The sequence below is a fragment of the Roseivirga sp. AWQ4_251 genome, assembly GCF_056158225.1.
In genome coordinates this window covers 2,648,072-2,664,142 of record NZ_JBSWSW010000001.1, presented here as the reverse complement: position 1 = coordinate 2,664,142, position 16,071 = coordinate 2,648,072, and the positions used below count along the sequence as shown (strand labels likewise).

Below are 16,071 nucleotides of genomic sequence, written 5' to 3'. Positions count from 1 at the left end.
CGGTGAACCCATAGTGCTTGATTCTTTAACAGCCATTCCAGAGTCCATTCATATTTCAGAACCCAATGAAAAGCTCAACTTTGAATTCAATTTGAGTGCAAATGAAATATCCGTAAGGTCGAATGAAGTTGATTCTGTTCTGGTTTGCTATCGAACCTTGCCCTACGACCTTCATTCAAAAAGAGCGAATAAAACACTCGATATTTATGATTCTACGGCACTGTTTAAAGATGCTATTCGCTACCAGCAAACGCTAGCTTTGCCTAAAAGAGATGAAGTTTTTTCTTCTCAGAACATCAATAAAACGGGGAGTATTACCCGAGGAATTTCCTTTGGAAATCGACAAGATGTTTTCGTTAACTCTTCGCTCAACTTACAAATGGAAGGTCAATTGAGCGAAAGTGTGAATTTGAGAGCGGTGATTTCCGATAGAAATGTGCCTTTTCAACCTGAGGGAAATACCCAGCAGTTACAAGATTTCGATAATATTTTCATTCAGCTTTATAACGACAAGTGGAGCCTTACCGCGGGCGATATTGTGCTGAAAAACCGCGAATCGAACTTTCTGCGCTATTATAAAAATGTGCAAGGAGCTCAATTTAAAACCGAATATACCATGGCCAATGGCTTTAAGGCTGAAACCTCTTTTGCAGCTTCGGTGGCTAAGGGGCGTTTTGCTTCAATAAGCATCGATCCGATAGAAGGAGTTCTCGGCCCTTATCGAGTGCGAGGTCCCAATAATGAGCGTTTTGTGATTATCATAGCGGGTTCAGAAAAGGTTTTTATCGATGGCGTTCAGCTTACCCGCGGTTTCGATAACGATTATGTAATTGATTATAATTTGGGAGAAATCACTTTCACCAATAAGGTACTTGTCACTCAGTTTACCCGAATTCGGGTTGACTTCGAGTTTTCAGATCAGAATTATTCACGCTCTATTCTCCAAGCCAGCCATTATCAGGCTAACGATAAAATCAACTTCGCTCTCAATTATTATGGTGAAAAAGATAATAGAAATCAGCCATTGGCTTTTAGTCTCAGCCAGGAGGAAAAACAGATTTTGGCCAATGCTGGTGATAATTTAGGAGAAGCCTACACTTCTAGAGTCGATAGCGTTGAATATACTTCTGATTTGGTGCTGTATAGAAAAACGATCGGAGTAGACAATGGAGGGGAGGAGTATGAGATTTTTCAGTATTCAACCAATCCCGATAGCGCTTTTTTTAATGTTCAATTTAGCGAAGTGGGCTTAGGGAATGGCAATTACCAACTCACAAGCGCGACTGCAAATGGTAGAATTTACAAGTGGATTGCACCTATAAATGGTCAGGCTCAAGGGAGTTTTGAACCCGTTTCTTTGCTTCATGCGCCAAATCAAAAACAGATGATAACCATAGGAGCCGGTTATAAATTGAATAATTATGATGAAGTCAGTGCAGAAGTCGCTTTCTCTAAAAATGATGTGAATCTGTTTTCGGAATTAGATGCTGATGACGATCAAGGAATGGCATACAAAGTCATTTATGAGTTTGTTGACCGACCTGTCAAGGGCTTGGATGAATATAAGTTCAATGCTGGAGCTTCTTATGAATTTGACAACGAGGCTTTTTCATTTATGGACCGCGTGAGATACATTGAATTCGATAGAGATTGGAGTTTTTCTACCACCGATTTCAGTGCCAACTACACCGAAAATATTGCAAATGCTCATTTAGGATTAGCCAAGGATGCTTTGAACAGCTTTGAATACAAAATAGTGAGGCGAAAACGAGGGGAAGCTGTAGATGGTTACCAACAGTATTTCGATGGAGCTAAGTCTCTAGGCTTATTTCAGTTGAAAGTAAATGCTTTTTCCATGACAAACGATCAGGAGGTTGTCTATTCTGATTGGAAAAGGCTGACAACCGATCTTGCTTTTCGTTCTAAATGGTTCATTCCTGGTTATAAATTTCAGGTAGATAGAAATTCAGTGAGCAATAAAGCTACTGATGAGGTAATTAGAACCGCCATGAATTATGAGGCACATAGCTTTTATTTGAAAAACTCGGATACCCTAAATACAACCTATGGCGTGGAATATCAGATAAGGGAAGACCGAGCACCTTTTGATGGAGAACTTCGCCAAAATACTCGAGCCGAAACATGGAATGCGTTCTTTAAAACCAACATAGATAACACCCAAAATTTGAATGTTCTTTTTACCTATCGGAACCTTGAGAATTTGAACGCTACGGGTTCAAACAAGAATGACAGAACGATTATGGGTAGGGTAGATTGGCTCGGGAATTTCTTTGAACGGGCGATTCAATCAGAGCTCAATTATAACCTTTCCAATAGCAGGGAGCTGCGCAGGGAATTCGTTTTCGTTCAGGTTGCCACGGGACAGGGAACACATACTTGGCGCGATGATAATGGAGATGGTGTTCAGGATTTGAATGAATTTTACATTGCCATTAATCCTGATGAAAAGAACTATGCAAAGATTTTTGTGCCTACGGATAATTATGAAGAGGCATTCAATACCAATATCAGTTATCGTTTAAGAGTTCGGCCTCCAAGCGAATGGCAAAGTGAATCAGGCCTTAAAAAATGGTTGGGAAGAATTTCTAACACCACCGCTTACACCCTGAATTCAAAAATCACGGATGATGATTTAGGGGCTCGACTTTGGCCCATTCACGTGGAAGATGAATTTGTGCTTTCTTCCAAGGAAACCTTCCGCTCAACTTTCTTTTTTAACCAATCGCAAACTGCTTTTGCAACCGATTTGGGCTTTGCCAAGCAACAGAATAAGCAGCTGTTGCTAAATGGCTTTGAGCAAATCGATAATGATGAATTAAGGGCGCATGTACGTTGGAACATAAATCTCAATATGAATTTGGATCTAACATACACTTCTGGTCAAAGGGCGAGTAGTTCCGATGTGCTTACTCAGCGCAATTATCTTATTGATGAAGAAACTTATCAACCTACACTTTCATGGCAACCAAGTACTGTTTTTCGATTTACCACAACTTATGCGAACAAGCATAAGCAGAATGTATTGACGGAAAACAGCAACGAACAATCTGACATCAATGAATTTGGCCTTGAGTCTCGCTATTCCAAAGCTGCAAAAACTACACTTTCCGCAGGGTTCAAATTTATAGATATAAACTTTCAAGGGGAAGAAAGTTCGCCAACGGGTTATGAACTTCTGGAAGCGCTTAGGCCGGGTAAAAACTTGACTTGGAATCTTAATTGGCAGCAGAAAATTGGAAATGGACTTCAACTGTTACTTCGCTACGATGGCCGTCAATCTGAAGGAAGCAGAGTTGTGCACTTAGGGCGTGTACAGGTTTCGGCTTTGTTTTAATAAAATGCCTTACTCATTAAAGGGAAGGTGCTTTTGAGTTTGCTTTTTCAATCCATTCATACTTTTTATGAACCTGCCTTAAACTCAGGTTTTCGAGAGAAATGCTTCTCTAAATGCATTAATCAGTGATTCTTCTGCCGAATTACGCCATTGTTAAGAAGTGTTGCCTCCAAGCGGCCTTCTGTTAATACTGCGTTAAGGCATTGTTTTTGACTAAAAACTCCCCCTAAAATGGTTCGTTGAAGAGGTTTTTCTGAAAGATTTCTCCCCGTTTCTGAAAGATTCTTCCCCCTTAAGGGTGCTTCATGCGGCTAGTTTTGCGACAGAAATTTTCACTAAAACTAACCCATGAGAAAACATTTTTACATTATTGTGGTCGCCTGTTTGCTAAGCGCCTTTAGCATGCGGGCACAGACAATCGTCAAAGGTACTGTTATGGAGGCAGACGGCAACATGCCTATTCCTAGCGTAACGGTTATTCCTAACGGAAATCAGAGTCAGGGAAAAGTAACCGATGCTGACGGAAAATTCAGCTTCGAACTTTCTGAAAATTCTGGCTACATCACTGTTTCATTCGTAGGAATGAAAACCAAAAGAGTTGAATACCAAGGAACTTCGGATCTAGCCATTTTTTTAGAGCAAGACATCAATCAATTAGATGATGTTGTAATGATTGGTTACGGTTCTACCCGAAAAGAAAACCTTACTTCTTCGGTTTCTTCAGTATCTGGTTTAGAGCGAATCAACAGTCGTCCGGTTTCAAACCTTAATGATTTCTTACAAGGTAACGTACCAGGTGTAACGGTTTTGCAACAAGGTGGTGATCCATCTTCAAACGCACAGATTATTATTCGTGGAATTGGTTCATTCTCAAATGAGGCTCCGCTTACAGTTGTAGATGGTGTGCCTTATTATGGTCCGGCAATCAACCCTAACGATATTGAGTTGGTTTCTATTTTGAAAGATGCAGCGGCTGCCGCTATTTATGGTGCGCAAGCAGCTTCTGGTGTAATTGTAATCAAAACTAAAGCAGGTACTTTAGGTGCTCCTAAAATCTCTGTAGATTTTTATACTGGCTTTCAGCAAGCAGGTAATTTACCAACTCCGCTAACCGCCAAAGAACAAGCCGATGTTTACAATCTAGCTGCTGACAATGCCGGTGTTGCAAGACAGTCGGCTCACAATGCTGCTCAAAACCCTTGGGGACAAGTAAACAGAACAAACTGGGTTGATGCTATTTTTAGAGATGCATCTATCTACAATGTGAATGCTAATGTGAGTGGTTCAACTGAGTTTGTTCAATACATGACTTCATTTGGCTACCACAAAAAGGAAGGTTTGCTTTTGGGAACTGATTTTGAAAGATACAGTGCTCGTTTGAAAGCAGATTTCTTCTTAACTGATAAATTGACAATAGGAGAGAACGTATATTTCTCTAGATCTAATTCTACAGGAACCAACACTTCTAGCTCATATTCTGGTGCCATTATCAGTGCTTTGTACATGCCTTCAGCAGCGCCAATTCGTGACGAAAATGGTGAATTTCATGGCGTAGTACCTTACGATCTTTCTCAGTTTGCTGGTGCTTATGGTGATGTTTACAATCCTGTGGCTTTGTTGTTGAGACCAACTTCTAACAACCCAATCAACTTCTTTAACGCAAACACTTATTTGAGCTACGACATCATTCCTGGTTTGCAGTTCAAGTCTACTTTTAGCTACAGCATTACAGATACTAAAAGCAAGGTTTTCAACCCAAGAATCCCTGAGTTAGGTAGAACTAACCTTCAGAATTATTTGAACCAAAGCTATTCTAACACCAACCGTTGGGTATGGGAAAATCAGGTTTCTTATGCTAAAACCTTTGGAAAGCATGATTTGAATCTTACTGCAATTCATTCGGCACAATTCACGAAATACGAAGGTTTCTCAGAGCAGGGTAGAGGTTTCAGTAGCGAAGAGCCATTCAACCAGTATATGTCAAATGCTTCGGAGTTCAATAACCCAAGCAGCAGCGTTTATGAAGATGCGCTTACTTCAGCAATTGGCCGTGCAATGTACAGCTATGACGACAGATATTTCTTAACAGGAAGTATCAGACGCGATGAGACTTCTCGTTTGGCTAAAGACAACCAGAGCAGTTATTTCCCTTCAGTTTCTGGAGCTTGGAAAATCTCTTCTGAGTTTTTCTTCCAAAGTGCCTTGTTCTCGAACTTGAAATTGAGAGCTTCTTGGGGACAAATCGGTAACATCAACTCTGTAGGTTACTATTCTTTCGATGTGCCATTGAGCAGCCAAACTTTGGTTTTGGGTGAAGATGCTAGCCCTTACTACAAAGGTGTTTATGTGGGTAGAAACTCAAACCTTGATCTTACTTGGGAAATTTCAGAATCTACCAACTTTGGTTTAGATGCTTCAATTTTGAACAACAAAGTAGATGTTACTTTGGATTACTTCGTGAAAACTACCAAGGGAATGATCATTCCTGGTTTGGAGGATTTGCACCAAGGAACTGCAGCTGCTGACGTAAATGGTGGAGAGGTAGAAAACAAAGGTTTCGAGTTTTCTGCAAACTATCATGGCAACATTGGTAAGGTGAGATTCAATGCTGGTGGTAATATCGCTGCTTTGAAAAACAAGCTGGTAAACCTTAACGGTTACAACAGTGCTGGTATCGACTTTATTTCTCACGGAGACGAAGTAAGATCTAACCTTTATCCTTATAGATCTACAGTAGGTAGACCATTGTATTCTACCTATTTGATTCCTTACGAAGGTATTTTCCAAACTCAAGAAGAAATCAACAGCTACAGCCAAAACGGAAACTTGATTCAGCCTAATGCTGTGCCTGGCGATTTTAAATTCAAAGATGTAAACGGTGACGGTAAAATCACTGATGACGATAGAGTGTTTATGGAGGCTTACCAGCCTAAATTCACCTATAGCTTCAACTTCAATTTGGAGTACAAAGGCTTTGATGCTTCTTTGATCTTCCAAGGAGTTGGAGGTGTTAAAGTGTTCAACGGTTATAAATACACTGCTTACAATGCTTCTCAGCAAGGTTATAATCTAGATAATAGAGTGTTGGACGCATGGAGCGAAAACAACCGTAATACTGATATTCCAAGAATTTCTACTAAAGACTTAAACGGAAACTTCAGTACAAACTCTAGCTGGTATTTGGAAGATGCTTCTTACTTAAGATTGAAGAACATCGTAATCGGTTACACCTTCCCAACACAAAATATCAAAGCGCTTTCTGGATTTGATAACCTTAGAGTTTACATCTCTTCAGAAAACCTATTCACCATTACAGGCTACAGCGGAATTGACCCAGAAGTGGGTGGAAAAGGATTGGACGTAGCTCGTTACCCTGTGCCTAAAACCTTTACCGCAGGACTTTCACTAACCTTTTGATTCGAAAATAGATTAAGCAATGAAAATCAATAAGACATTTTCAAAAGTATGGTTGTTTGTGGTGGCCGTACTATTGGTAAACGCCTGTTCAGACGAGTTTACCAATCTTGAACCGCTTGGAAGTACTTCTTACGAGAACTTCTTTAAAACTGAACAAGATGCTATTGAGGCTTCTAACAGTTTGTACTTCTACATGAAAGATGAAGATATGTTTTCTAGAGGTTTCTTCTGGTACATCAATGCTTCGGACGACATGGTGACTGGCCGTGTGAATGGTACTGCCGACAACATCAAAAACTTCAATGTAAGCGGTGATGAAGGCTACTTATACTGGATGTATCCTCAGAGTTACAAAATCATCAGAAGAGCAAACGACATTCTGTACAATGTACCTGATATGGACATTACGGAGTCTTTGAAAACTAGAATTTTGGGAGAAGCTTACTTCATGCGTGCCTTCCATTACTTCTGGATTGCTCATACTTATGGCGATAACAATTTGAACGGTGGTGTGCCGATTGTAACTGAAGATAACATGTTCGATCCTGCAGGTACATACAGCCGTCCTGCTAGTGTAACGGATAACTACGCTCAAATCATTGAAGATTTAACCAAAGCGATTGATTTGTTGCCATTGTTCACAGAGTATTCTGCTGAAAACTTGGGTAGAGCACATAAAGATGCTGCTTACGCTTACATGGCTAAAACCTACTTGTACTGGGCTCAATACGATCCTTCTAAATATGAAGAAGTGATTAAATATGCCGATATGGTAACCAATTCAGGTTCGGGTAGATCACTTTATGATACCGATACCCCTGCTGAAGACTTCAGATTATTGCATAGCCACTTGAACAATTGGGGACCTGAATACATCTGGTCTGTAGTTTCTGGTGTAAACGGTGGAAGTAAACTGCCTGGTGTTTCTTTAGAAAACAAAGGCTGGGGATTGTATAACGGTTGGGGATATTACACACCAACTGAGGAATTGTACGAGGAATTTGAAGATGGCGATATAAGAAGAGAAGTAACCATTTTGAAGTTCGGTGATGATTTCAAATTCTTTGGAGAAGACAGAAAATATCAGTCTGAAAACTCTCTTTCTGGTTTCCAATTCAACAAATACATGTATGAATACCAGTTCGAGAATCCAATCGGAACGTATATCAACTCTAATGGTAATGACCCAACTACGATTTACAATGTTCCAATTTTAAGGTATGCTGAAGTTCTTTTGATGAAAGCTGAAGCACAAATTATGTTAGGTAGAAGTGGTGATGCAGCTTTGAACATGGTTCGTGAAAGAGCAGGAATGGCGCCTATTACCAATGCTACTATGGCTGATCTGAAGCATGAAAGAAGAGTTGAATTGGCAGGTGAGTTTGCCAATAGACACTTCGACTTAGTGCGTTGGGGCGATGCCGCTGAAGCTTACAGCAAGCCTCTGCACGGTAGAATGCATACCGATAAATCTGATCCAAATTCTCCTTATAACATTGAGGTGATTTGGCCAGCAAGAAACTTTAACCCGTCTTATATGCACGTATGGCCAATCCCTAATCAGGTGGTTCGCTCTTCGGGCATTCCTCAAAACAAAGACTGGTAAAAGCTAAATCAATGCAATCATTTTAACCAATGGGACTATTGATTAGGTAAAGAAAAGTCATTCTGAACTTGTTTCAGAAACCCTTCTCATTGAGAAATCAATAAGGAGTTTGATGAACCCGAAACGAATTCAGAATGACCAATCTCGCTTACAAAATAGTCCCTTGGTTCTTTTCATTAGTCATGGAATTAAGCAGATTGGCTTAAGTATAAATGGCTATACACCTGACAACCTTAAACATGAAAAAAATCGCAGTTATTGCTTTGCTGTTTTTCAGCATGCTTGGTTCCGCTCTGGGACAAAATACCCCCATCTATAAAATTCACTCCCACAATGATTACGAGCAGGTAGTTCCATTTTGGCAGGCCGCTGCCAGCAAAAGTGCATCCATCGAGGCAGATGTTCACTTAAAAGATGGCCAACTCATGGTGGCTCACGAAAAGGAATCCATTCAACCTAATAGAACCTTAGCCTCGCTATATCTGCAGCCCATGCTGAAAGCCAAAGAAATGGGCTTGCTAGAAAATTACAGCTTTCAGTTGCTGGTAGATGTAAAAACTGAACCTTATGCTACTTTAAAGCAAATTGTAAAAGAAGTTACGAACCCTGCTTATGCTCAGCTCTGGGTAAGTAAAAAGAATCCAAACGGAATTAGAGTTGTGATTACTGGCGGAAGACCCAAAGCTTCTGAATACAAGGATTATCCTGAATTCGTTCTTTTCGATTATCAAGAAAAGGATTTTGATGCCGATCTTCCTTTAGAGAAAATCGCTTTGTTCAGCTATTCTTTTGGTGGATTTTCGGTTTGGAATGGAAAAGGCCGAATTGTTGAAGATGAGGAAGTTGCCCTAAAAAAGATTATTCAACAAGTTCATCAATTAGGTAAGCCTATTCGTTTTTGGGGTTCTCCCGATGGTAAAACCGCTTGGAAAGCATTTGCCGATTTAGGTATTGACTTTATCAACACAGATCAGCCTTATGAGGCTACAAAATACTTGGCTACGCTTCCAATCAATGTTTATAAAGCCAAGCAACAATACGAAGTATACCAACCTTCTTTTCAGTCCGATGCTAAGGATTTGCCTATTGAAGGCGTGATTTTAATGATAGGCGATGGCAATGGTCTTACTCAGATTTCAGCAGCCATGTTTGCCAATGGAAATAAGCTCAATCTCACTCAAATGAAGAGCTTGGGTTTGGTGAAAACTCAAGCAGCCGATGATTTTACCACTGATTCTGCTGCTGGCGGAACAGCAATGGCTACTGGTCATAAAGCCAACAATAGAGCTATAGGTGTTGGGCCAAAAGGAGAGAAGTTGAAGAATTTTCCCGAAGTGTTAAAAGCTTATGGCTTCAAAACAGGCATTATCACAACAGATCATATTACTGGAGCTACTCCAGCAGCCTTTTTTGCTCATCAAATAGAAAGAGACGATGTTGGCGCAATTGCCGCAGACTTGCAAACCAGTCCGCTCAACCTTTTTATCGGTGGAGGAAGAATGGACTTCGCGAATAGAAAATACAACCGAATTGATTCGCTTCAGGCACATGGTTTCGACTTGGCAGAATCGCTAAACGATATAGCCAAAAGCCAAAGTGAAAAACTAGGGTATTTCGGTGCCATAAGAGATATGCCAAGCGTAATGCAAGGCCGAGGGGATTTTCTGCAAGATGCTACGAATAATTCACTTCAGTTTTTAAGTGCTAAAAATGCTCCGTTTTTCCTTATGGTTGAAGGTGCTAAAATCGATGTAGGTGGCCATGTCAACAGCACAGAAACGATTGTAGAAGAAGGGATTGATTTTGATAGAGCCGTGGGTGAAGTGATGAAATACATTGACAAACACCCTAATACCTTGTTGGTGGTTACTGCCGATCATGAAACTGGCGGAACCGCTTTGCCTCAAGGTAATGTGAAATCTGGAGAGGTAGAATTAGACTTCCACAGCAACGATCATACAGGAATGATGGTGCCCCTTTTTGCATATGGTGCCCATTCAAATGAGTTTCAAGGCGTTTATGAAAACACGGAAATCTTCCAGAAAATATTCAGCTTAATCAAAAAGTACCATAGTTCGCATTAACCCAAACCATCACAATGAAACTAAAATCTATCCTCATGTGCGCATTTCTGATGCTTTTATGCTTTGGCATAAAGGCTCAGAATGCGTCACGCTTTTCGGCATTAGATTCTTTCCCGAATCAAACGCCATGGTCTCACCTGAATTTCAAGAATAACCCTGAAAGCTTTCAGTTTGCCATTGTCAGCGACCGTACGGGTGGGCACCGCGCAGGTGTTTTTCCAACTGCCCTGAAAAAGCTCAATTTGTTGCAGCCAGAATTTGTGATGAGTGTGGGTGATTTTATTGAAGGTTACACACATCAAGATTCAGTTTTGAATAGAGAATGGACCGAATTTCAGGGTTTTATCGATAACCTAGAAGCTCCTTTTTTCTACTTACCCGGCAACCACGACATCTCTAACGAAATCATGAAAAACCAATGGATTAATCGCTTTGGGCGTAATTATTATGCTTTTCGCTACAGCGATGTGCTTTTCATTACCATGGATACAAACGATGGTGATGGTGTGATTTTGGGAGAAGAGCAGCTAGCATATGTGAAAAATGCCATCCTCACAAATTCAGACGTGCGTTGGACAATGATTTTCATGCATCACCCGATTTGGAATTATAAAGATTTGAGTGGTTTCGATGAAATTGAAGCGCTTTTGAAGGATAGAAATTACAATGTATTTGCCGGTCATACGCACAGTTATTTATATCAAGAAAGAAAAGGAGAGAACTACATCACTTTGGCAACTACTGGTGGAGGAAGTGATTTACGTGGCCCAACTTTCGGTGAATACGACCATGTAATGTGGGTGACCATGGATAAGGAAGGAGGACCAATTATGGCGAATATTTCCTTGGATGGTATTCGTGAAATTGACTTGGTTACGCCTGAATCTAGGGCTTTGGCCGAAGGCTTAATTTCTACTTCGCATATGGCCAAAGAAGTGCTGGTAAAGAATGAAACCGGAGAAGAAGGCATGGTGACTTTGGAGGTGAAAAATGAGCAGGATATCCCTATGCTTTTTCAGGCTGATTTAATTCATCATCACCAATTAATGGTAGACGAGGGAACTTGGGAAATTGAAGTGCCAGCTAAAAGTTCGCAGATTATAAGCTTTAAATATGAGCCTTCTCCTCAAGGTGAAAAGTTAGGCTTTGGCAAAAAGAAAACTGATCCTTTTATTCTGGATTGGAGCTTAAGTTATAAACAAAAAGGGTTGGAGGAAATGGTATTGAAAGGCCAAACCAAAGTTTTGCCTGAGGCTCAAAGCCCTGTTTCAATGTCACCAAAGGAGATCAAATTTACCCATACTTCAGATTTAAAGTTTGAATATCCATTCCCGAACAGACAGATTCATTTTACTTCTGATGGTGTAGTGCCGAATTCAGAATCGGAAGTTTATCAAAATGGATTTAGTATTTCTGAAACGAAGGAAATTAAAGTCATCGTAATGAAGGATGGTTATTATGGCTCTGTTTCTGAACAGAAATACTTTAAGGTAAAGCCAGAAACATCTGTAAAAGTTAGAAGGGCTGAAAAGGGACTTCAGTATGAGTACTACGAAGGGGAGTGGGTTCATTTGCCGGATTTTGATCAGGAAACTGTAGTGAAGTCAGGCGCATCAACAGATTTTGATGTGGCTGAAATAGCAGGTTTGCACGAAGATCATTTTGCGATTCGCTATAGAGGATTTATCAAAGTGCCTGAAGAAGGTCTGTATTCTTTCCGACTAAGAAGTGATGATGGTGCTCGATTGGTGATTGGCAGCGAGATAATCATCAACAATGACGGATCACACAGCGCTACCGCTAATGCAGGTTACGCAGTGCTTCAAAAGGGCTATCATCCTGTGGAAATCCAGTATTTCGAAGATTTTATGGGAGAAGAATTGAATATCTCAATTTCAGGAAAGGGATTGCAAGGTTGGGTGCCTTTAGAGCAAATCACTTTCTATAAAAAGTAAAAGAAAACTAGCGGAGTTAACTCTGTTATTGGATTAGGTTAAGTATGGCGCATTGTAGCATTACAGTGCGCCAATTTTTTTTGTTAGTCTAAGTCTTCAACAATAAAAATGGCATTTCGATTTAAATCGTAAAAGCCAAATTCATGCGTTCCCCAAGGGGTGTTGAGGCTTAATTTATTTTCTGAAACGGTGCCTCGCTCTACAAATTCGTTGAAAATGGGCTGTATATCATCTACAAAAAGCCGAATTACGGAGCCACCAAGCAAAGGATCGTCTTCGCTATCGGCATGCCATTGCAGGTGGAGGTACATGTTCTCCCGCTTTAACCCAGCATACATCGAATCGCCAAAAAACCGATCAAAACCTGTATGTTTTTCGTACCAGGCCAAATCCCGCTCAATATCCTGTGAAGGAAGAACTGGTACCATGGATGTAAAGCGGGATTTGGCCATTTAACTAGATTTCTTAACGAATTTGGTTAAAATATAAATTTGCTGGCCATTCACTTTTCCTTCAATATGTTCTGGGTCATCATGAACCAAACCGATATTTCGTACGGCTGTACCTCGTTTAGCGGTGAAATTCGCTCCTTTTACGTTCAAATCTTTGATTAATACTACCGTGTCTCCTGCTACTAGTTCAGCTCCGTTGCTATCAATGTGCTTGGCCGTTGCTTCATCAGAATTTCCTTCTCCAGTAGCTTTTGCCCAAGCCAAAGTTTCTTCATCTAAGTAAAGCATATCGAGCAAATCGATTGGCCAACCTTCGCCTTTTAATCTATTGAGCATGCGCCAAGCCATAACCTGCACTGCCGGAATTGCGCTCCACATGCTGTCGTTCAAACATCTCCAGTGGTTCGGTTCAACAGCTTCAGGGTTTTCAATTTGTTCTAAGCAAGTTTCGCAAACTAGAATGCTGTTTTCTGCCGATTCTTCTTCAGTAGGAGGAACCGTATATACTTTCAAGTTGGAAGTATTAGCACATAATTCGCATTGAGAGCCGCTACGCTCTAAAAGGGTGTTTTCTACGCTCATATTTTCTCTTTCTCGCACTTCTGCATGGAATTTATCCACGCGCATTTGAGTACAAATTTCGGAAAATGTACTGGTAAAAACACTGATTAAAATCAGTTCTGTCAGTAACTAAGGTTACGCTTTTTTGCTTATGGAATATAGACATTTGAATTACCGAATGAGAAAATATACCACTATGAAAATAGAACAATTATATACGCAATGTTTGGCCGAAGCTGCTTATTACATTGAATCAAACGGAGAGGCTGCCATTGTTGATCCGCTCAGGGAAGTTCAGCCTTACCTTGATTTGGCCGAGAGAAATGGAGCCAAAATCAAGTATGTTTTGGAGACGCATTTCCATGCCGATTTTGTTTCGGGACATTTGGATTTGGCTGAAAAAACAGGCGCAACGATTGTCTATGGCCCAACAGCAAAGCCAAATTTCGATGCTTTAGTAGCCGCAGATAATCAAATTCTGAAACTGGGCGATGTTCGCATTAAAGTGCTTCATACGCCAGGGCACACCATGGAATCTTCAACATTTTTGTTGATTGATGAAGATGGGAATGATCATGCCATTTTCACTGGTGACACTTTGTTTTTGGGTGATGTGGGAAGGCCTGACTTAGCTGTGAAAACAGATTTGAGTCGTGAAGATTTGGCTGGGCACCTTTTCGATTCGCTTCGCAATAAAATTATGCCTTTGCCAGATGATGTAATTGTTTACCCTGGACATGGTAAAGGTTCGGCTTGTGGTAAAAATATGAGCGATGCCACTGTGGATACACTCGGTAACCAAAAGCGCTTTAATTATGCTTTACAGCTGGATATGACCAAAGAAGAGTTCGTGAAAACGGTAACCGATGGTTTGGTGGCTCCGCCTCAATATTTCCCGAAGAATGCTGTAATGAATAAGATGGGATACGAAAGCATTGATGATATTTTAGAGCGTGGCGTTTGGGGTCTTGAGGTGAAGGAATTCAAGCATTCGGTTGAAAAAAGTAATGCGCTGATTTTGGATACAAGAAGCAAAGAAGCCTTTGCGGAAGCGCACATACCTAAGTCCATTTTCATAGGGATTGACGATAACTTCGCGCCTTGGGTGGGAGCATTAATCACGGATTTAAAGCAACCGATTGTGTTTTTAGCTGATGAAGGAAAGGAAGAAGAAGTTGTGATTAGGCTTTCGCGTGTAGGTTACGATAACGCCCTTGGTTATTTGAAAGGTGGAATTGAAGCTTGGAAAGAGGCGGGGGAACCAGTTGAAAAAGTGCAGCAGGTTTCAGCAAAGGAATTCGCTCAAGTATTTGATGAAAACCTTCGCTTGTTGGATGTAAGAAAGCAAAGTGAATATAAGTCACAGCATGTGGTTGGTGCTCGTAATTTTCCTCTCGATTTCATCAACGACCATGTGGATGATCTAGATAAAAATGAAACTTGGTATTTGCACTGCGCTGGAGGTTATCGCTCTATGATTACCTATTCAATTCTTAAAAAGAATGGTTACCAAGATTTAATCAATATAAAAGAAGGCTTTAAAGGAATCAAGGCAACAGGGCTGCCACTGACTGAATTCAGCGAACCAGTGACAATGCTTTGAATGGTTGATTGATTGAAAAGTGAAGCCCTGACCTTTTGGCCGGGGCTTCTTTATTTTTCCGAAATATGGATTTCGTTTATTTTCTGGCCATTACTTTTTTGGCAGCTTTTACAATATGAGCTGCATCAATGCCGTATTTGGTCATCAGTTGCTCAGGTGTACCGCTTTCTCCGAAAGAATCGTTTACAGCAACCATTTCTAAAGGAGCAGGGTTGTTTAGCGCTAAAGTTTGTGCAATACTATCGCCCAAACCGCCATTCATTTGGTGTTCTTCAGCGGAAACTGCACAACCTGTTTTAGCAACAGATTCCAAAATAGCTTCTACATCCAAAGGTTTAATGGTGTGAATATTAATCACTTCTGCTTTAATGCCTTCTTTTGCCAATTCAGCTTCTGCTTCAATTGCTTCCCAAACCAAATGGCCTGTAGCAAAAATTGATACGTCAGAGCCTTCAATGAGCTTTAGAGCTTTACCGATTTCGAATTTTTGATCGGCAGGCGTGAATACTGGCACCTTTGGTCTTCCAAAACGCAAGTAAACTGGGCCATCATATTCTGCAATGGCAATGGTGGCTGCTTTGGTTTGGTTGAAGTCACAAGGGTTGATTACGCACATGTGAGGCAACATTTTCATCATGCCCAAATCTTCCAAAATTTGGTGAGTTGCTCCATCTTCTCCCAAGGTTAAACCTGCGTGAGAAGCACAAATTTTTACGTTTTTGCCAGAATAAGCAATCGACTGACGGATTTGATCATAAACACGACCAGTAGAAAAGTTGGCAAAAGTACCTGTAAAAGGAATTTTGCCTCCAATTGTAAGTCCGGCAGCAATACCCATCATGTTGGCTTCTGCAATACCCACTTGGAAGAATCTTTCAGGAAATTCATCGATGAAATCCTGCATTTTCAATGAACCCACTAAATCGGCACAAAGGGCTACCACATTTGGGTTTGAACGTCCCAATTCAAGTAGGCCAACGCCAAAGCCTGAACGTGTGTCTTTCTTTTCAGTATATGTAAATTTTGTCATGGCTTCTC

The 16,071-nt window shown here is 40.6% G+C and carries 9 protein-coding genes; 6 read left to right on the top strand and 3 right to left on the bottom strand.

All coding sequences use genetic code 11. The annotated features are described in order from the left end of the window. Positions 1-13 precede the first annotated feature (13 nt). From ACXACJ_RS11535 to ACXACJ_RS11515, 5 genes are all read left to right on the top strand, one after another. The gene (locus ACXACJ_RS11535) at positions 14-3,355 is read left to right on the top strand and encodes a hypothetical protein (protein WP_475134521.1); all 3,342 of its coding nucleotides are present in this window, start codon (positions 14-16) and stop codon (positions 3,353-3,355) included. 348 nt (positions 3,356-3,703) lie between these two features. Next, on the top strand, positions 3,704-6,772 hold the full coding sequence (locus tag ACXACJ_RS11530) for a SusC/RagA family TonB-linked outer membrane protein (RefSeq protein WP_475134520.1): 3,069 nt from the start codon (positions 3,704-3,706) through the stop codon (positions 6,770-6,772). A 19-nt stretch (positions 6,773-6,791) separates the two neighbouring features. After that, positions 6,792-8,378: a RagB/SusD family nutrient uptake outer membrane protein gene (locus tag ACXACJ_RS11525; protein WP_475134519.1), complete on the top strand. Its 1,587-nt coding sequence runs from the start codon at positions 6,792-6,794 to the stop codon at positions 8,376-8,378. Positions 8,379-8,617: 239 nt separating this feature from the next. Next, a complete protein-coding gene (locus ACXACJ_RS11520; protein ID WP_475134518.1) occupies positions 8,618-10,462 on the top strand; it encodes an alkaline phosphatase in 1,845 nt (614 codons plus the stop codon). Between the two features lie 14 nt (positions 10,463-10,476). Continuing rightward, positions 10,477-12,417 carry a PA14 domain-containing protein gene (locus ACXACJ_RS11515; protein ID WP_475134517.1) on the top strand — a complete coding sequence of 647 codons (1,941 nt, stop codon included), beginning with the start codon at positions 10,477-10,479 and terminating at the stop codon, positions 12,415-12,417. 83 nt (positions 12,418-12,500) lie between these two features. On the opposite strand, the gene ACXACJ_RS11510 is transcribed toward ACXACJ_RS11515, so the two are convergent. Then, the gene (locus tag ACXACJ_RS11510) at positions 12,501-12,869 is read right to left on the bottom strand and encodes a VOC family protein (RefSeq protein ID WP_475134516.1); all 369 of its coding nucleotides are present in this window, start codon (positions 12,867-12,869) and stop codon (positions 12,501-12,503) included. Continuing rightward, on the bottom strand, positions 12,870-13,496 hold the full coding sequence (locus tag ACXACJ_RS11505; RefSeq protein WP_475134515.1) for a PhnA domain-containing protein: 627 nt from the start codon (positions 13,494-13,496) through the stop codon (positions 12,870-12,872). A 130-nt stretch (positions 13,497-13,626) separates the two neighbouring features. Here ACXACJ_RS11505 and ACXACJ_RS11500 point away from each other — a divergent pair, with 130 nt between their 5' ends. Next, the gene (locus ACXACJ_RS11500; protein ID WP_475134514.1) at positions 13,627-15,033 is read left to right on the top strand and encodes an MBL fold metallo-hydrolase; all 1,407 of its coding nucleotides are present in this window, start codon (positions 13,627-13,629) and stop codon (positions 15,031-15,033) included. A 76-nt stretch (positions 15,034-15,109) separates the two neighbouring features. Here the strand turns inward: ACXACJ_RS11500 and ACXACJ_RS11495 are convergent, their stop codons facing one another. Then, positions 15,110-16,063 carry a transketolase family protein gene (locus ACXACJ_RS11495; protein ID WP_475134513.1) on the bottom strand — a complete coding sequence of 318 codons (954 nt, stop codon included), beginning with the start codon at positions 16,061-16,063 and terminating at the stop codon, positions 15,110-15,112. Between the last annotated feature and the right edge of the window lie 8 nt (positions 16,064-16,071).